Annotated in this window: 26 protein-coding genes and 2 pseudogenes; 8 read left to right on the top strand and 20 right to left on the bottom strand. The window is 45.8% G+C overall.

All coding sequences use genetic code 11. The features are described 5' to 3' along the window. The first annotated feature begins 30 nt into the window (after positions 1-30). Positions 31-963 carry an RluA family pseudouridine synthase gene (locus IGQ44_04765; protein ID HIK37285.1) on the top strand — a complete coding sequence of 311 codons (933 nt, stop codon included), beginning with the start codon at positions 31-33 and terminating at the stop codon, positions 961-963. Positions 964-1,080: 117 nt separating this feature from the next. Next, positions 1,081-1,419 carry a P-II family nitrogen regulator gene (locus IGQ44_04760; GenBank protein HIK37284.1) on the top strand — a complete coding sequence of 113 codons (339 nt, stop codon included), beginning with the start codon at positions 1,081-1,083 and terminating at the stop codon, positions 1,417-1,419. 66 nt (positions 1,420-1,485) lie between these two features. On the opposite strand, the gene miaB is transcribed toward IGQ44_04760, so the two are convergent. From miaB to IGQ44_04705, 11 genes and pseudogenes are all read right to left on the bottom strand, one after another. Beyond that, positions 1,486-2,835, bottom strand: a complete 1,350-nt coding sequence (gene miaB / locus IGQ44_04755) for a tRNA (N6-isopentenyl adenosine(37)-C2)-methylthiotransferase MiaB (protein HIK37283.1) — start codon at positions 2,833-2,835, stop codon at positions 1,486-1,488. 56 nt (positions 2,836-2,891) lie between these two features. Further along, positions 2,892-3,551: an endonuclease III gene (gene nth, locus IGQ44_04750; protein ID HIK37282.1), complete on the bottom strand. Its 660-nt coding sequence runs from the start codon at positions 3,549-3,551 to the stop codon at positions 2,892-2,894. Positions 3,552-3,611: 60 nt separating this feature from the next. Next, on the bottom strand, positions 3,612-3,839 hold the full coding sequence (locus tag IGQ44_04745) for a HypC/HybG/HupF family hydrogenase formation chaperone (GenBank protein ID HIK37281.1): 228 nt from the start codon (positions 3,837-3,839) through the stop codon (positions 3,612-3,614). 125 nt (positions 3,840-3,964) lie between these two features. Beyond that, a complete protein-coding gene (locus tag IGQ44_04740; protein HIK37280.1) occupies positions 3,965-4,243 on the bottom strand; it encodes a YggT family protein in 279 nt (92 codons plus the stop codon). A 47-nt stretch (positions 4,244-4,290) separates the two neighbouring features. Beyond that, complete coding sequence (locus tag IGQ44_04735) at positions 4,291-4,971, bottom strand: HAD-IA family hydrolase (GenBank protein ID HIK37279.1); 681 nt, start codon at positions 4,969-4,971, stop codon at positions 4,291-4,293. A 30-nt stretch (positions 4,972-5,001) separates the two neighbouring features. After that, entirely contained in the window at positions 5,002-5,556 is a 555-nt protein-coding gene (locus IGQ44_04730) for an NUDIX hydrolase (GenBank protein ID HIK37278.1), read from the bottom strand. Positions 5,557-5,593: 37 nt separating this feature from the next. Next, a pseudogene (locus tag IGQ44_04725) lies at positions 5,594-5,877 on the bottom strand (hypothetical protein). Further along, positions 5,834-5,974 (bottom strand): hypothetical protein, encoded by a 141-nt coding sequence (locus tag IGQ44_04720; protein ID HIK37277.1) that lies wholly within the window; start codon positions 5,972-5,974, stop codon positions 5,834-5,836. The pseudogene IGQ44_04725 and the gene IGQ44_04720 overlap by 44 nt, the downstream one beginning before the upstream one ends. Further along, positions 5,971-6,063 (bottom strand): hypothetical protein, encoded by a 93-nt coding sequence (locus IGQ44_04715; GenBank protein ID HIK37276.1) that lies wholly within the window; start codon positions 6,061-6,063, stop codon positions 5,971-5,973. The genes IGQ44_04720 and IGQ44_04715 overlap by 4 nt, the downstream gene beginning before the upstream one ends. Next, the gene (locus tag IGQ44_04710; protein ID HIK37275.1) at positions 6,039-6,233 is read right to left on the bottom strand and encodes a hypothetical protein; all 195 of its coding nucleotides are present in this window, start codon (positions 6,231-6,233) and stop codon (positions 6,039-6,041) included. The genes IGQ44_04715 and IGQ44_04710 overlap by 25 nt, the downstream gene beginning before the upstream one ends. Before the next feature lie 70 nt (positions 6,234-6,303). After that, a pseudogene (locus IGQ44_04705) lies at positions 6,304-6,486 on the bottom strand (hypothetical protein). 811 nt (positions 6,487-7,297) lie between these two features. Between IGQ44_04705 and IGQ44_04700 the strand changes: the two are divergent. Together IGQ44_04700 and IGQ44_04695 are read left to right on the top strand one after the other, a co-directional pair. Beyond that, complete coding sequence (locus tag IGQ44_04700; GenBank protein ID HIK37274.1) at positions 7,298-7,534, top strand: hypothetical protein; 237 nt, start codon at positions 7,298-7,300, stop codon at positions 7,532-7,534. A gap of 13 nt (positions 7,535-7,547) precedes the next feature. Continuing rightward, entirely contained in the window at positions 7,548-7,700 is a 153-nt protein-coding gene (locus IGQ44_04695) for a hypothetical protein (protein ID HIK37273.1), read from the top strand. Positions 7,701-7,731: 31 nt separating this feature from the next. Here IGQ44_04695 and IGQ44_04690 read toward each other — a convergent pair whose 3' ends face one another. From IGQ44_04690 to IGQ44_04680, 3 genes are all read right to left on the bottom strand, one after another. Next, positions 7,732-8,262: a TolB family protein gene (locus IGQ44_04690; GenBank protein HIK37272.1), complete on the bottom strand. Its 531-nt coding sequence runs from the start codon at positions 8,260-8,262 to the stop codon at positions 7,732-7,734. 17 nt (positions 8,263-8,279) lie between these two features. Continuing rightward, positions 8,280-9,095, bottom strand: a complete 816-nt coding sequence (locus IGQ44_04685) for a Ycf66 family protein (GenBank protein ID HIK37271.1) — start codon at positions 9,093-9,095, stop codon at positions 8,280-8,282. A 161-nt stretch (positions 9,096-9,256) separates the two neighbouring features. Then, positions 9,257-9,379 (bottom strand): photosystem II reaction center X protein, encoded by a 123-nt coding sequence (locus IGQ44_04680; GenBank protein HIK37270.1) that lies wholly within the window; start codon positions 9,377-9,379, stop codon positions 9,257-9,259. Between the two features lie 85 nt (positions 9,380-9,464). Here IGQ44_04680 and IGQ44_04675 point away from each other — a divergent pair, with 85 nt between their 5' ends. The 4 genes from IGQ44_04675 to IGQ44_04660 all read left to right on the top strand — a co-directional run bounded on the left by IGQ44_04675 (position 9,465) and on the right by IGQ44_04660 (position 11,122). Continuing rightward, entirely contained in the window at positions 9,465-9,761 is a 297-nt protein-coding gene (locus IGQ44_04675) for a YggT family protein (protein HIK37269.1), read from the top strand. Positions 9,762-9,877: 116 nt separating this feature from the next. Beyond that, positions 9,878-10,243, top strand: coding sequence for a dihydroneopterin aldolase (gene folB / locus IGQ44_04670; GenBank protein HIK37268.1), 366 nt, complete (start codon positions 9,878-9,880; stop codon positions 10,241-10,243). A 107-nt stretch (positions 10,244-10,350) separates the two neighbouring features. Continuing rightward, entirely contained in the window at positions 10,351-10,557 is a 207-nt protein-coding gene (locus IGQ44_04665; protein HIK37267.1) for a hypothetical protein, read from the top strand. Then, a complete protein-coding gene (locus IGQ44_04660) occupies positions 10,535-11,122 on the top strand; it encodes a DUF3318 domain-containing protein (protein ID HIK37266.1) in 588 nt (195 codons plus the stop codon). Before IGQ44_04665 ends, IGQ44_04660 begins: the two co-directional genes overlap by 23 nt. A gap of 169 nt (positions 11,123-11,291) precedes the next feature. On the opposite strand, the gene hemC is transcribed toward IGQ44_04660, so the two are convergent. From hemC to IGQ44_04630, 6 genes are all read right to left on the bottom strand, one after another. Further along, positions 11,292-12,257, bottom strand: a complete 966-nt coding sequence (gene hemC, locus IGQ44_04655) for a hydroxymethylbilane synthase (GenBank protein HIK37265.1) — start codon at positions 12,255-12,257, stop codon at positions 11,292-11,294. Positions 12,258-12,353: 96 nt separating this feature from the next. Next, positions 12,354-12,953 (bottom strand): dephospho-CoA kinase, encoded by a 600-nt coding sequence (locus tag IGQ44_04650; protein ID HIK37264.1) that lies wholly within the window; start codon positions 12,951-12,953, stop codon positions 12,354-12,356. Between the two features lie 37 nt (positions 12,954-12,990). Next, a complete protein-coding gene (locus IGQ44_04645; GenBank protein ID HIK37263.1) occupies positions 12,991-13,362 on the bottom strand; it encodes a DUF948 domain-containing protein in 372 nt (123 codons plus the stop codon). After that, positions 13,355-13,684 carry a YtxH domain-containing protein gene (locus IGQ44_04640; GenBank protein HIK37262.1) on the bottom strand — a complete coding sequence of 110 codons (330 nt, stop codon included), beginning with the start codon at positions 13,682-13,684 and terminating at the stop codon, positions 13,355-13,357. The genes IGQ44_04645 and IGQ44_04640 overlap by 8 nt, the downstream gene beginning before the upstream one ends. 25 nt (positions 13,685-13,709) lie before the next feature. Next, positions 13,710-14,186, bottom strand: a complete 477-nt coding sequence (locus tag IGQ44_04635) for an acyl-CoA thioesterase (GenBank protein HIK37261.1) — start codon at positions 14,184-14,186, stop codon at positions 13,710-13,712. An 88-nt stretch (positions 14,187-14,274) separates the two neighbouring features. Next, positions 14,275-16,680: a bile acid beta-glucosidase gene (locus IGQ44_04630; GenBank protein ID HIK37260.1), complete on the bottom strand. Its 2,406-nt coding sequence runs from the start codon at positions 16,678-16,680 to the stop codon at positions 14,275-14,277. Between the last annotated feature and the right edge of the window lie 62 nt (positions 16,681-16,742).

Raw genomic sequence — 16,742 nt, 5'->3', positions numbered from 1 at the left:
GCAAATATTTGATTAAAAAACAAGTTTTAGATGAAGGAAAATGTGGAGGATATAAGAAAATTTGTGGTGAAAGAAGGAAGAGAAAGGATTGATGTCTGGCTAGCAAAAAACATAGCAGAATTATCTCGTTCTCGGATACAAAAACTAATAGCAGAAGGACGTGTCACCCTTAACCAATATCCCTGTCTGGATAAAAAAACTATAGTGAAACCGGGGGATGTTATTAATGTTACCATTCCGCCGCCAGTAGCCTCAGACATAATACCTCAATCTATCCCCCTGGAAATCCTATATGAAGATGAATACATCCTGGTGATAAACAAACCGGCGGATTTTGTAGTACACCCAGCCCCAGGACATCCCCATAGTACACTGGTAAATGCCCTACTTGCCCATTGTCCTAACCTGGAAGGCATCGGTGGTGTCCAAAGGCCGGGGATAGTACATAGACTTGACAAAGACACTACGGGATTAATGGTGATTGCTAAGACGGAGATGGCATTAAAAGAATTACAAAGACAAATCAAGGAGAGGGAGGCAAAAAGGGAATATCTTGGGATAGTCCATGGCTGTTTTCCAGGGGAAAGTGGTACAATCAACCTGCCCATTGGACGACATCCAAAGAATCGGAAAAAAATGACTGTGTTGGAGGGAGGTAAGGAGGCCGTCACCCACTGGCGTCTAGTAGAAAAATTGGGCAATTACTCCCTGCTACATTTTCGTCTTGAAACCGGACGCACTCATCAAATCCGTGTCCATTGTAGCCATTTTGGACATCCCCTGGTGGGGGACCCCCTGTACTCTTCCTGTAAAAACATAGGTTTCAAATTAAAGGGACAGGCGTTACATGCCTTCAGACTGACTCTCACTCACCCGGAAAACAGAGAGCTTATGGAGTTTGTGGCACCGATACCTACAGAGATGCAAAGACTAATTGAGTTTCTTAGGAAGAAGAAGAGGTAGGGGTTTACGGTAATTGTAGTAATTGTTACAAAAACCTGGTCTGTTGAGGTGTTAGAAAAGAACAGGAAAATTGTATAACCTATATAAGAGACAGTAAGCAAAAAAGGAGAGAGGAATTTGAAAAAGATAGAGGCTATTATCCGCCCTTTCAAACTGGACGAGGTAAAAATTGCCCTGGTGAATGCCGGCATAGTGGGCATGACTGTTTCCGAAGTCAGAGGTTTTGGCCGTCAAAAGGGTCAAACCGAACGTTACCGGGGCTCAGAATACACCGTAGAATTTTTACAAAAGCTCAAGTTGGAAATTGTAGTGGATGATGAACAGGTGGATATGGTAGTGGAAAAAATCATCCAGGCGGCCCGCACCGGTGAGATCGGTGATGGTAAAATCTTTATAACCCCCGTAGAAGAAACCATCCGCATCCGCACTGGTGAAAAAAATCAGGAGGCCATCTGAAGTCTGCAGAGGGGGGGTTTTCCTCTTTTTTACTCCTTCCCTCCCCTTTTATCCTTTCCTCCTTTGTCAGTGTGTCACTGGTAAGAGGGCCTCTGCCGTAAGACTAAATGCCCTTGCCTCCGTTATCCTAACGGGCACTATCTTCCCCTTTAATTCCTTCAAATTCCCCTTAAAGAAGGTTAAACGGTTTGTTCTTGTCCTCCCCATTACCTGGGTGGCATCTTTAGGATTGACATCCTCTACCAGAATCTCCTCTATTCTTCCCAGGTATCTTTGTGATCTTTCTGCAGCTTTTTGTGCTACCAAACGATTCAAACGCTGCAGTCTCTCGCTTTTTACCTCCTCTGGTACCTGATTAGGCCAGGTGGCAGCGGGAGTATTAGGACGAGGGGAATAGGCGGCGGTGTTCAACTGGTCGAAGCCAATCTCTTCTACCAATTTTAGAGTATTCTGGAACTGTTCCTCAGTCTCTCCGGGGAAACCGACAATGGCATCGGCACTAATGGCGGCATCTGGCATATACTCCCGGATTTTGTCTATTATCTCCTTATAACGCTCTCTGGTATAACCTCTCCTCATGGCCTTGAGGATTTCGTTATCCCCTGATTGGAAGGGTATATGGAAGTGCTCGCACACTTTGGGTAATTCGGCACAAGCCTTGATAAGACGTTCGGTAAAATAACGGGGATGGGAGGTAGCAAAACGGATTCTCTCTATTCCCTCTACCTCGTGGATGTAATACAACAGGTCGGTAAACGTATATTTATGTCTGCCAGTTTCTGTACTACCAGGCAAGTCTCTGCCATAGGCGTCTATGTTTTGGCCTAGAAGTGTCACTTCCTTGTATCCCTGACGTGCTAATTCCTCTATCTCCCTTTTGATGGCTTCGGGGTGTCTAGATTGTTCTACTCCTCTTACACTTGGTACTACACAGTATGTACACCTCTCGTTACAACCGTAAATGACATTAACCCAGGCAGTGACATCGCTTTCCCGACGGGGTTTAGTAATATCCTCGTATATATATGCCGGTTCTGTAGCTACCACCTGATTACCGGCAAATACCTGTTCTAGGAGACTATCTAAACGGTTAGCATATTGGGGGCCCATCACTAAATCTATTTCTGGTACTCTCCTTAACAGTTTTTCCCCCTCTTGTTGTGCTACACAACCCGCTACAACTATAGTCAAATCAGGCTCAGAGTGTTTTCGTTTTGCTTGTTTACCAAGATAGGAATAGACTTTTTGTTCAGCGTTGTCTCTAATGGTACAGGTGTTGTAGATAAGGATTTTGGCCTCATCGGGGTTATCGGTGTATTCAAACCCCATTGAAGAGAGGATTCCTGCCATCCTTTCCGAGTCGGCTTTATTCATCTGACAGCCAAAGGTGATGATACTATATTTACGTTTTTCCATTCTTCTCCACGGTTACTCCTGCTAATCCCTATTGACAAGATCCCATTGTAGCTAACTTAGTGTTTCAACAGGGGGTAGGATGGGCAGAGGTGATTTAGGGCACATTTTTCACAATTGGGTTTACGGGCTTTGCAAACTGCCCTACCGTGGTAGATAAGGCGGATAGAGAAGTTTTCCCATTCTGGTTTTGGCAACAGTTGCATTAAGTCTTTTTCTATTTCCAGGGGATTGGAGGAGGTTGTTAATCCCAGACGGTTGCTGAGACGTTTGACATGGGTATCTACAGTTAACCCCTCGATGATACCAAAACCGTGGGCCAAAACCACGTTAGCAGTTTTTCTTGCCACGCCGGGGAGGGTTAACAATTCACTCATGGTTTGGGGCACTTGTCCCTGGAAGTCCCTTATAATCCTAATGGCCGCTTGTTGTATATTTTTGGCCTTATTGCGGTAAAAACCGGTGGGGCGAATGATGGTTTCTATTTCCTTTCTATCTGCGGTGGCAAGACTTTCTGGGGTGGGGAAGCGGGAAAACAAGACGGGGGTTACCTGATTTACCCTTTCATCGGTGCATTGGGCGGATAATATGGTAGCTACTAGCAGTTGAAAGGGGTTGTCGTAATTCAGACTGCAGGTGGCATTGGGGTATAGTTGTTTAAGTATCCTTAGAATTTCCTCTGCTTCTTTTTGTTTGTTGATTGCCGACAATACAGTCATCTTCTTTTGTTATTCCTGATGGGAGGGGGTATCTTGCCACGGCTGAGGCAACGGTTAATACTAAGATATTTCAGACACATCTGCAAGGGTAGCCTCTGCTTCTTCCTCATCGATTATATTCAAGGCGAAGCCCGCGTGTACAATTACATAGTCTCCCACTTTAGCTTCTGGGGTGTATGCCAGGGATACTTCCCTTATAACACCGCCGAAACTCACTTTGGCCATAGTCATTTCCGGAGTATCGCCGTATTCTATTGAGACTATCCTACCAGGCACTGCTAAACACATAGGCTGTTATGATGTAGCTGGAAGGGTTGAGTTACCGTGGTGGGGGTATCCTGGGGATACGGGGATTTGGATTCTCCCCGCGATACCAACAAAAGACTTGATTTGACTGCCACTTAGCCAACCATTTAGCCAACCATTTGGAAGACGGCTCCCAACAGTTGGGGGATTAGTTGTAAGATGAAGATAGCTAGGATTGGTGATAAATCTAGGCCTCCTACTGGTGGGATAATGGAGCGGAATATATTAAGATAGGGGTCAGTAATGGGTGCCAGGAAGGATATAATATTGGCTGCCCAGTCGACGGTTTGAAACCAGCTGAGGAGGATGCGGACTATAATTAGCAAAAGATAAAGTTGGACGAAATTGTAGACGGTGTTGACGATTAGGTAGGAGACACTGCTCATTTTGGCCTCATGGTTCCAAGGGTAGATGATTTGATTATAGAGTACTCTTAGGGGCATTGGAGAGGGTCGGGGAGATGTTTTAGGGTATAAATGGGGCGATTCAGCCAGAAACTTTGGATTCCCACCTCCTTTGCAGCCTGGTAGTCTTCTTTTTCGCTGTCGCCTATATGCCAAGCCTCTTCTGGTTTGCAGTTGTTTTTTGCCAAGGCTGTGAGGAAGATTTTGGGGTGAGGTTTAGCGTATCCTGTCAGAGAGGATATGGTTATGCTGTCAAAATAGTCCCTTAGTTTTAGACTTTCTAATACCGGGAAAATCCGGCTATCAAAATTGGAAATAATTCCCAGGCTTATTCCTTGATTTTTCCACCGATTTAAGGAGGGTACTACATCCTCATATACCTCCCAAGGTTCTGCTGTTTTGAAATACTGATATAACTCTTCAAAAAACAGATCGAAATCGGAAAATTGTTGCAGAGATTCTGCCATCTTAAAAGTATTAAAAGCAATGTTTTTCCACCAGTTATATTCCTTTTTTTCCACCTCGTCTGCCTCGGAAAAGGCTAGGGGAGGAGATTGGCTAAAGGCCCGGTAGAAGCAACTATCTATTATTTTCCCGTCGGCCTGCACGCCGTATTTACTTGCAATTTTCGCGTAGGCGCATCCCACACTGTTTTTTACACCAAAAAGAGTGCCCACTGCATCTAAAAAAATAACCTTTGGCCGTCTCATATTGTAGGCAGATTGGGAGAATCGGGATGACTAGGATAGGGATAAAAAAGGGCGGGCGAGGAAGTAACTGGAAATAGTCTTAGCGTCAAATATACTATGAGTGAAAACAAGGCGCTCAAACTCGGCGGGAGTCATCAATACCACTTCAATATCCTCATCGGCTTCCGGGGAGGGAGGTTGAGGTAATTTTTCCAAATCTTGGGCGAGGAAGGCATAAATAAACTCGTCGGAGTAACCAGGCGCGAGGGGAAATTTGCCAAGAGTGCGCCAAGTTTTGGCAGTATATCCAGTTTCCTCTTCTAATTCCCGTTGAATAGTTACCAGAGGTGCTTCGTGGGATTCTACGGTGCCAGCCGGAAATTCTAGGAGTCTGGTTTTTACTGTAAAACGATACTGACGCACCAACACTAGTTTACCATCATTGGTAACCGGGACAGCAAGGGCGCCACCGGGATGACGGATACATTCCCATTCCCCCTCGGCACCATTGGGGAGTCGGAGTCTGTTTACCTCAAATTGAAACTTCCTACCCTGGAAGAATAATTTGGCGCCTAACAGCTGTGGCAATTCTGGTATTCCCGACATGGTAGTTGCTCTTATTACATGGCATAAACCTTGTCAATTATACCGGAAGGGGCGGTAAGCTAGTATGTCTTAATAATGCCTTAGTTTTTGGCTCACGGCCACGGGATTGTTTAAATATCTCCATGGCTGGCAGAAACATCTACCCACCCTTGCAATGGCTTCTTCATCGTCTAACCCGACTTCCTCAAAGGTGGCAAAGGCATCGGCCTTTAAAACTTCTGCCCATTTGTAGCTATAATAACCGGCGGCATAGCCCTTAGAAAAAACATGGGAGAAACTACACAAAAACCTGTCTTCTGGTAAAAAGGTGATGACGCACATGGTGAAGGGTTTCTTTGCCACTGGTTTGGTAACGGGATTGTAATTCCAAATCCGGGAGACTGAAGTGGACTTGTAGTGACATGGCCGAAACACTCACACTAATTTATTTTTGTAGTTTTTGGCCATGGCAAGGAGGGTATGTTTCTCTAGACACCAGTTTTCTATGAATTGACTGGGCGACTCCACTGCATCCCATTGGACATCGTTAATACCAGCGACTTGAGGAGGGTCAATGGGCCTTGTAATACTTGTATAAGGAGAAAATGAGGGCGTAATTCTTCTTCTGTGAGGTTAAAGAGACTTTCTCTTAGTTTTCCTTTCTGCCCAATAGCCGATATCCCAGGATTGTAAGTCATATACCCCGGCAAGGGCCTTTAATTTTTCTAATTCCTTTTGTTTTGGGCATATCTATAACTCTTCTAACCCTTATAATAGTTTCCCCACAGCACCCACTAAGGAAGCCATTTTCTTGGCTAAACTCACTTGGGCACAGTTTTCGTAGCCCAAAAGGTGGGCTAATTCTTGACGAAGGGCGAGGACGCGTTTTACAATGGGGACACTATCGTATTCTCCTCCTGCGGCTTTATTGAAGAGGGCGCGGTGTGCCTTTTGCGTACTTGATTAAGGGGTAGCCCAAGTGCGCCCCTCATTCCCGGCAGTTTGGGCTGCTAAACTCAATAAACTGGGGAACAATCTCACCATGTCCTCCTTGGTGGTAGGTAATAGTTTAAGGGCTTTAGTGGCGGCTAGGAGTTTGTTAGAGGATTTTGTTCCCAGTTGGGCCAGTTTTAATTGTATCTGACTGAAACCCCCTCTTTCCCCTACCTACCCACTCCAGACAATTTGGCGAAAAGGAGGAGGGGGGAGACAATTTTTTTTCTAGGCGTTGTCAAGTTTTTCTCACCCCCCGCCTTTTCTTAAAGCTAATAGTCTTTGATAAACTGGTTTACCTTCACTAACCCTATTGGCAAATTGTACTAGTTTTGGTTCCACTTTATCATAGGCCTTTTTCAATTCTGCAGGGTTTAATATTGGCCTGTAGTTATACTAATTCTGCTTCCCATTGGGGCACTACGTGCTTGGGCTTGATTTCCGGAAAAGGGGCGAAGAAACCGCCTCTCAAAAGGTGGCATGTGGTTGACCCATTGGCGATATGATGCCACATTTCTCTCTCCCCCGAGGATTATTGCTATTCTTTCTCATTTAATTCCCAAAAGATTAATAAATGTAAAATTTTGTCACAACACCTCCGGGAAAGTATCTCATATAACCACCACGGTAGGTAAAAAATGCTAACCTCTAAGGTGGGAGGGGTAAGAATTATAACCCTATGGTTATTTAGTTTAGGGGTGAGGAGGGGATGACCATAATGGGCTCATACCATGATGGGAAGCAGGCGAAAGGGATGAGGTGAGTGACGATGGTGATGACTTCGTTTATGGTGCTGTTGTTGTTGACAACTGTTCTCAGTTCGGTAGCCTACTATAACACCGCTCAGGAGGTACATCTGGTGTTGGCAGTAGTCAGCGGCATAGTATTGCTAGTATGTGCCTTGGTAGTAGCCCACTGGTTAATACATGCTTTGGTACTGGTGGCCTTGTTGTCCATTAGGATACCTGCCCTAAGTCCAAAGCCGGTAAAACTTTACGAGAAGTGACAAGAGGAAACACATGAATCTTTGGTTCCGTCGATGGACAAGGGGGGGACTATTGCTGGCGGTGGTTTTTTTGGCCATGTGTTATCCGGAACTGTGGCGGGTGGGAATGGCAGGGGTTATGGGTTTTTTCTTTGCCTATTTGTTGGCCAAAGGTGTTAGGGTTTAGGGTATAGGGGGTAGGGTGTAGAGGGTGGGGATTAGGGTTGGGTTTGATTTACTGGCATTCCGTCTGGCAAATCCGGTTCAATAAAGGGCCCTAAGTCCACCACTTCTATGTCCCACTGACCTCTTCTGGCGGTTTCAAAGACAAGATAACGACCGTCTGGACTAATACGAGGGTTACGCAACCAACTGCGATATCCCTGGGTTATCATCCTGTTTTCTTTTGCAACCCTGTCGTATATAAAAATATCGGGGCGTCCTTGGACACTGGAGATATAGGCCAGATAACGGCCTGTGCGACTGAGACTGGGACTGTCATACACCGCATTGGGCATGTTTAAAGGGAGGGGGCTCAAGGTTTTTTGTTGTAGGTCATACAATAGTATCTCCTGGCGGCCATGACGGTTAGAAACAAAGGCCAGCCATCGTCCGTCGCCACTGATAGCTGGTTTCTCCTCGTTATAACGGGTATTGAAAGAGGTGGAGAGGTAACTGCCTCTGTCTGTGCCACAACCCCCCACCACTACAGTGAAAAAGACTAGCAGTAAAAGACCCTTCTGCTTCAAGTCCCTTTCAACTGGCCCTAGTAGTCAGTATTGTCGGCTTTGTTGTCTTCTGGGGTTGGGGGAGGTGTTTCCCTGTCCTCATCGCCAGGAACCGGCTGAACCGGTTCATAGTCCACATATTCGCTGCCCACACGGGAAAGGAGTTCCTCCGTAGACTTGGGACGACGTCTTGGACTAACAGTCCTGTTATATGTTTCTTCTGTGCTTCTGCTACTGCCACGCCGGGAAGGACGAGGTGGGGTGTCTTCTTCCCAGTATTCTTCCGTGTCCTCTCGTGGGCTACGACGGGTTACAGGGGCTGAGGGGGGGACATCATAGTCTCTGCTGGGGCTAGGAGTACGACGACGGGAGGGAGGGGGTGGTGTTTCTTCTTCATAATCTGTATCTGCCTGTGTTCTCCCCGTAGTCCCCCGTAGGCGTCGCCGGTAGACTCTTTCTTCCTCTTCCTCCTCGGGGTAGTAGTCGTCATAGACTTCTCTTTTGGCTAGGGAGGCGCGGTAGACGGGGCGTCTTTTGGGGTTCCTCTCTTCCTCGTCTATATAGCTAGTACGGGATTTGACTTTTTCCTGGGCAACCCCCCTTAGGCGGATACTCTCCGCCGCAAAGAAGATAGCTGTGCCGGACAGCAAGAGTTGGCTAAACTGAAGAATGGGATCTAAACGCCAACCATGCCACAACAGGATACCACCACACAGTAATCCCACCGCGGCAAAAAAAATGTCATGATCCCTTGAAACCTCCGGCCTTATAGAGCGTAGCAGATACAAGCCTGCCCCTGCCAAAGCCAGAAATATCCCAAGCACACTAGCGGAGTTGAAGCCAAAGTTAACCATTATTTATACCTGCAGCTTGATGTCTGGGGTGGGCGCCTCCAGAGTACGCCCTTATCTTTCTATGTTAACTATTCTGTCCCCCGATGAAGGTGGACATATGCCCACCACCGACGATTCTTTATTCCTATGAATGAAATATGAAAGGTTTTTATTGGGACTTACTATCGAACACGACGGATTTTATCAGTTTGGCTTACGAAGATCAGGGCAGCAGTAGTGGGAATAACTACAATTACTGCACCCCAGAAAAGACTCCACAAAAAGCTGGCTAAGGATTCAGTCATAGGCCTTTACACCCTAATGTAGACTCATTACTAGTATAATTTTAGCCTACAATGGATATCAGTCTTGGCTGAATCTTCTGGGAGTATGAATATTGCTATCATCGCTTCGGTTTTTCTGGGGGTTGTTTTGCTTATAATGACTGTATTGTTCCTTTTTAGGATTGTACTTACCTGGTATCCTCAGATAGACCTACGCCAATTCCCCTATAATATTGCCTATATCCCTACAGAGCCTTTCTTAGCTCCCACCCGCAAGATTGTACCGCCCTTGGGGGGTATTGATATTAGTCCAGTAATCTGGTTAGGCATTGTCACTTTGCTGCGGGAGATTCTCTTAGGGCAACAGGGGATTATTACTCTTGCCCTCCGACAGTATTACTAGTTGTTACTATTTACGAAAGGCCAATATTAAGTTTTTTTCCCAAATGTTTCTTGTTCCGGGGCGGGGGTCTTATAAAGGAATTAGAGATGGTGATTTTTTTAAGGACTTGACCGTTTATGGACTGCATTGAGGTCAGGGGTATTCGCGCTTATGGTTATACAGGACTCTTGCCAGAAGAAAGGGTATTAGGACAATGGTTTGAGGTGGATTTGACCATCTGGTTGGACTTGTCTAAGGCGGCTAAGAGTGATGACATAGAGCATACAGTAGACTACCGCCAGGCTATCAATATTGTCAAACACGTGGTAAAAAACGCCAAATTTGCCCTGGTAGAAAGACTAGCGGAGGTCATTGCCCAGGATATTCTCAATATAGGGGGGGTTAATCAGGTAAGGGTGAGATTATCGAAAGTTTCTCCCCCCATCCCGGACTTTGAAGGCTCCATTACTATTGACATCACTCGTACTAAACCCGTCCTGTAGTCAGTTAGTAATTTTACGAATGGTTAATAGGCCTGTTAAGGAGGCAGACCAATGGGGCACACTGGTATTAGGGGGTGTTCGATTCCACTGGCGAGGAGGTTGTTATTATGCTTTATAGGCTACGCACCATTGCCCATGCTGTCTGGAGTTATCTTAACCAGTCCTTAACCAACGATGAGGACAACTATTCAGTATGGCGTCCAGGGCAGTTTTGGTATATCTATAGGATCAGACATCTAGAAAATTGTTGGTTGCGGGAGGCAGTAACCCCAGCTCATGAAAGCGGACAGGATGAATATCGAACAGGAAATTAGTCGCCTACAGGAATTGATGCCCGCCTCTGGACGTATGTTTTGTAAAATTTTCCCTAAGTCCCAAAAAGAGGTGATCTCTACCATTTTCCCACTACCCTGGCAGACTGGCCGTCGTCCTATTTATATCAATTTTGAATTGTGGCGACAGTTGTCCACCCCCCAACGGGATTTGCTGTTTTTGAGGACTGTGGCCCTGTGTTTGGGGGTAAAATGGTTCAAGTGGGATATAGAAAGGGCAGTTGCCTTAGTGGCCTTGTTGGGGTTTGTTTTCCAACTGTCTCAGCAGGACGTAGTGGGCATTGTAGTTTCTGGCATCCTCTTCACCTTCGCCGCTAAACAGATTTGGCAACAAAACCGTAGTTTGGCCAGGGAAATAGAAGCAGATGCAGAGGGAGTTAAAATCGCCCTCAGAAGGGGCTACAATGAGCGGGAAGCCACGTCTTTTCTCGTTCAAGCCATAGAAAAGGCTGCAGAGCTGGAGGGGCGCTTTGGCCTAAGTTTCGTGGAACTTATGCGAATACAGAATCTGAAAAAGGCTGCCCAGGCCTTGGAAACCACTGTCTGACCTGGAGGCTGTGTGCTCCATGGACTTGAACCCTTGACAGTTCCAGGGGAGTTGGGGCAGTTGGTCGTCAACCCCGTCTCGCTATTTTTGAATTATTTTTTTGTTACCGTTGTTTCCCTTCAACCCCTTTATGTATCTTAACCCCCGAGCCTCACAGACATTAGGGGGGCTAGTTGCGGTTGACCTGGGAGAGAATTTCTGCCAGAATCTCAGCCGCACCCTGTTGTTTTAATTTCTCCGCCAACGAGGCACCTATTTCTTCTGGGTTGTCACGAGGGCCTGTTATACTGTCCCTAACCAGTTTCTTGCCGTCCAGACTTGCTACCATACCCGTGAGGGTTAGCTGAGAGCCGGAGACACTACTGTTGACGCCAATGGGGATTTGACAGCCTCCCTCTAATACCCTCAAAAAGGAGCGCTCCGCTAGACAACAGTCTCGGGTGTCGGGATCTTCTAGGGCCTTAACAATTTGTAAAACTTCTTTATCTCCTACCCGACACTCTATGCCTAAGGCGCCTTGGCCGACGGCGTGAAGGGAGATGGAAGGTGGTATTATTTGCTGTATTCTGTCTGTCATCCCCAATCTTTCCAAACCAGCTACCGCCAGGACAATGGCATCGTACTCGCCGGCGTCTAGTTTGGCCAGACGAGTGTTGACGTTGCCACGCACGTCTTTGAATACCAGATGGGGGAAATGGTGACGCAGTTGTGCCAAACGACGGAGGGATGAGGTTCCTACCACGCTCCCAGAAGGTAGGGTCTCCAGTTGTTTGTCTTTGTGTTTCTCTGCTACTACTAGGGCATCAGCGGGGTTTACCCTCTTGGTGATACACCCCAATATAAGTCCTTCTGGCAGTTTTGTAGGTAAGTCCTTGAGGGAGTGGACGGCAAAATCGATCTCTCCCCTCAACATGGCCACTTCTAACTCTTTGGTGAATAGTCCTTTGTCTCCTATTTTGGCCAAAGCTACATCTAGAATTTTATCTCCCTGGGTGCTGATTTTTTCTACCTCAAACTCCACTTGGGGGAAGCGATTTTCCAGTTCTTTTTTCACCCAATATGTTTGTACCAATGCCAGTTGACTCTTCCTGGTGCCGATTACTATAGTACGTTCATTATCTGTTGTTATTGTCATATAATGCCTTTTTTTATTTACTGTTTTCTTCTTTTATCTAGGCTATCAGAAAAACGGCTAAAATGTGCCCTGATTTTTTGACAACATTGCTTAATATTAATTTTTATTAACTTCCCTTGACATTATCTGGTCTAACTGGGAGAAGAGTTGTTGGGGGCTGCCATTGTTGTCGATGACGATGTGAGCCAATTTTATTTTTTCCTCTAGGGGCATTTGACTGTTAATACGAGAAATTGCCTGTTTTTCCGAAAGATTATCCCGTTGTTGCAGTCTTTTGAGTTGATTTTCAAAACTACAGGCAACTACCCAGATTTCTGAAACCAAATCGGTCATTTTGGCTTCAAACAAGAGGGGAATGACGAATACATTAAGGGGATGAGTAAGTTGGGGAATTAGAGATAGAAAACGTTGATAGACGAAGGGGTGTATCTGAGATTCTAGCCATTTTTTCTCCTCTGGGTTGTTAAAAATTATTTCTGCCAGTAAAGTCCTATTCAACTGGCCATTATCCAGAGTAATTCCCGAGCCATAACGTTTTAAAATCTGCCGGTATATGGGGGAGTTGACAACAACGGCTTCCCTAGCAAAAACATCAGCGTCAAAAACGGGAATGCCATATTTTTGATTTAAATAGTTGGCTACTGATGACTTTCCTGTAGCAATCCCCCCTGTCAAACCTACAATTTTTTTTTTCATTATCCTGCCAATTCTACCTAGAACAAAAACCCTATCTTTAGGGGTTATATTTTTGCCAAGTTTCAATTCCAGCCTTCAAGCCAACCCACAGACTATGCCCTTTTTTTCTTACCTTTTCTACCTGTCTTTTCACAGTTAATAGGCTATTATCTATTTGTTTAACGGCGCCGGCGGCACTTTTAACCCCCTCTCTCATTTCCTCGCTCAATTCTGTCAATTCCATGTTTGTAGTTCTAATTGCTTCAAGGGTATGAGGAAATTCCCGATTTAGAGTATCAAATAACCTCTCCGCACTACGAGCAGCCCTGCTTATCTCCTGGATGACAGGAATGAGAGTAATCAACACAGCAGTAAGGCTGGTAGCCACTAGACAGAGGGATAAACCTAGCCAAAAAAGGGGCTCATTCATGGGAATTTGGTGGTTGCTGAGGGTTTTCTGCATTCTTACTGGCTTGGATTGCCGCGGCAACGGCGACTTGTAATCGCGTCATTGTCTTTTGCCATTTGGTTTTGGCTTGTTGTTGAATACGACTGGCATTCTCTTGCATGGTGGAGAGGAAATCTCCTGCCATTTCAGGCAAGGCTTCTGCTGTTTTCTGAATTATCTTTTTATTTTGTTCCTCTTTAGACCAGGTTAGTAAAAAAGTGGTAATGGCGGCAATCCCCCCTCCCATGAGAAAACCGATAAGGAAAGAGTTGTTGTGTTTGTCTTCAGTTACTCCTTTACTCATCTCCTCCCCGCTTACCTAGCAGCACCTATAATTTTACCAGCGCCTCTTGTAAAACTGTGGGTAGTTTTCTCATTATTTTACCTTTTTCTCTGTCTATTCCCACCAGGGTTACCCTGCCACTGACGTATAAGATACTAGACTCCCAGTCGGTAATTTGATAATCCCAGTGAATTTTTACCCCGTCTAAATCCTGGACTTTAGTTTTTACCAATGCTCTATCCCCCATTCTCAGAGGGCGATGGTAACGCAAATTTACTTCAATAACGGGTAGTTCATATCCTAATGCCACCAGCTGGGCATAGTCAATCCCTAGCTGTCTTAAACATTCTATTCTCGCTTCCTCCATCCAGGTGAGATATACCCCATGCCACACTACCCCGGCATAATCTGTATGATGGGGATGGACCACTATGGGGTATTCAAACCATTTTTCTGTGACTTCGGTGTATTGTTTTTCTTTTCCAATTCCCTGGGAGGGGGATAATTGTGGTTTTTCTGTCATTTTCCCTGTGGTTTTTGTTACTGCCTTTCACAAACTTTCATTCCCACTCTTATTCTGAAACCACAGTTTAAGGATTGTCAAATCCTTCTCATTTTAGGACATGGTATATAACCCAGATAGCCATAGCCCGCAAATAATGACTGGCGCGAAAAGTATGGGAAGCAGTAATAGCCTCGGGGGTGCGGAATTGGAGCCCGTTTTCGTAAATCTGTCTTACTACTGTTTCTGCTACTTTCAATCCCTCTTCTTTCATGCCGTTGAGAATCATAAAGGCAGCTATGGCAAAGTTGATACCTGTCCAGATTTCCAACGGGTGGGTGTCATTTTCTCTTTCCGGTTTGCCGTCTGGCTTTACCCCGTTGACAATGCCGTATTTGCCATCATGGAATTTGAGAAAACAGGCATCATATATTTTTGCCAGCGCTTTTTTCACATATTCTCTCCCTACTACATCTGGTATTCCGAGTAATTGGGCATAAAATTGACCACAGAGTTGGTCTGCCATGACCACATCTGAGTTACTCTTACTGTCTAGACGGTAGTATTCTCCATTCCAGAGGGTGTCGTGGTAGATACTTCTAGCTTGATGTAACCACTGTTGGAAAGTGTCCATTTCCCTTTGAATCCCCACGGGATAGTCTGGGGGTTGGAGATTGGGATTCATAGGGGGGTTGGCTATAAGAATTCTAGCAATGGCTACAGCAGCTTCCAAGGCGGCAATCCATAAGCCTCCACAATAGGCGCTAATCCCCTGTAAACACCAGTCGTCAAAGGTCTGATCTGGTGCACCCCCATTTTCTGGTATGCCGTCATTGTCCTCATCGAATTTTTTAAGGTATTTTAGGGTTTCTACGATACTTGGCCAACATTCCCACAAGAAGTCATAGTCTTTACTGCCGGTGAAGACAAAGTCTCGGTACACTTGTAGCACAAAGTCACAGGGCAAATCCTTCCAGAGGTTACAGTCTTGATAGCTGGTATAGTTGGTTTTTTCCCAGGGGTGTTCGTTGGGTGCGCCCAAGTCGTGGGGGGTGGCGCCTTTTACCTTGCGCACTGCTGTTGTCCCATTGTACCCTATTACCCTGGGGGTTAAGTCTTCTGTTTTGATGGCCCTACTGAAGGCTTCTAACACTGACTTGTCCAAACGGGGCCATAGTAGAATTAGTGGGAACGAGCCATACAAACGTACATCCAGACTCTCATACCAGCGGTAATCTATGCACTCTAACACTGCAAATTGTCCCACTGGATCGTTTTCTGTGGCGGCCGTCCAAATTGTGCCCCCTTGTGTTAGCAGGTATAATTCGTTAAAAAGTGCCATTTTCAGCCAGTCTGGAAAATCTGGCCTATTTAGTACTGGTTTTTGCCACTCTTCTATTCTCTCTCGCCAGGTTTCGTAGTATTTTAATGCGGCTCGCACCATTGACCAGGCATTGCGGCCGTTTCTGCCGAAAAAGTCTGTATAACGACGATAATAGGTAATGCCCTGGGCAAATTCGGTAACGGGAAAGTCCCATGTAAGAATAAAGGGAATTTTACGGGTTTTTCCTGCTTTTAGGCGGAATCTGACTGCTATTGCCCCAGCAATTTGTTCACCTGGGGAGGCTGGGGTTTCATCTTGACGATCAGGTAGACTGCCATCCGTGGCAAAACTCTCCCATATTTCTCGGCCATCACCCCTAGGATTCCAACGAGTGTGATAGAATACCTCCACAGTGGGGTTACTAGTGGTGGCTATGGCCCATTGTCCTTCCCCCTCCTGAGGTTGTTCTTCTGTCATCCTAACACGATCAAAAAGACATCCCACCCTAAAGGTGTCCTGTATCCACTGGTTAAGATTCCCTGTACTATCCCCCCATTTTGGCTGATACTCGTAGACTGGACTGCCATCATCTCTGATTTTCACCTGGGGGGATTTGATGGCATTGGTAAACCACCCCACAGTATTTTGCCAGGTAAACATAATACTAACGGTAATATCCTTGTCCGTGGGGTTTTGAACTGTCCATTCAAAAATGGCAATGGGATAGCTGCTTTCTTGGTAGTTTCCCGCCCAAATGGGAGAGAATTGTTCACATATAAAACGACATTGGAATACTCCCTCATATTCGAACCAACTACGGGGAAACAAGGCGTAATAATTCCCTTTTCCCCGAGGATACCACTGCCAAGCGGATAAACTCCCATCTTCCGGCTGATTTGTACTCAAAGCGTATGCTTTTGGGGCTTCAGCTTCTGCCTGTTCAAAAATACTAAACTGACAGGCAGGCAAGGGTTTATAAATATGTTCACCCCCGTCTATATGCCAGAGATTAAATTCCCCGTTTACCCCCCTGCCGATACAACCACCACCAAATCCCCCCAGAGGCATGCCGTGGTTGGGGCCATCGTCCAGGTTACTAGCGTAGCGCACCCGGTAAGGATTTTCCCATTGTTTCCCAATTTCACATCGCCATGCACTGGGGGGTATCTGGGGCAATTCTACTTTTAGCATAATCTCCTTATTTGTAAAGCCATCCGTCCTACTAGTTCTTTCATATTACCAGAGGGCTGAGC

Origin of the sequence: Geminocystis sp. M7585_C2015_104, from assembly GCA_015295805.1 — a bacterium.
In the GTDB taxonomy this organism is placed as follows: Bacteria; Cyanobacteriota; Cyanobacteriia; order Cyanobacteriales; family Cyanobacteriaceae; genus DVEF01.
This window is presented reverse-complemented; position numbering and strand designations above follow the sequence as displayed.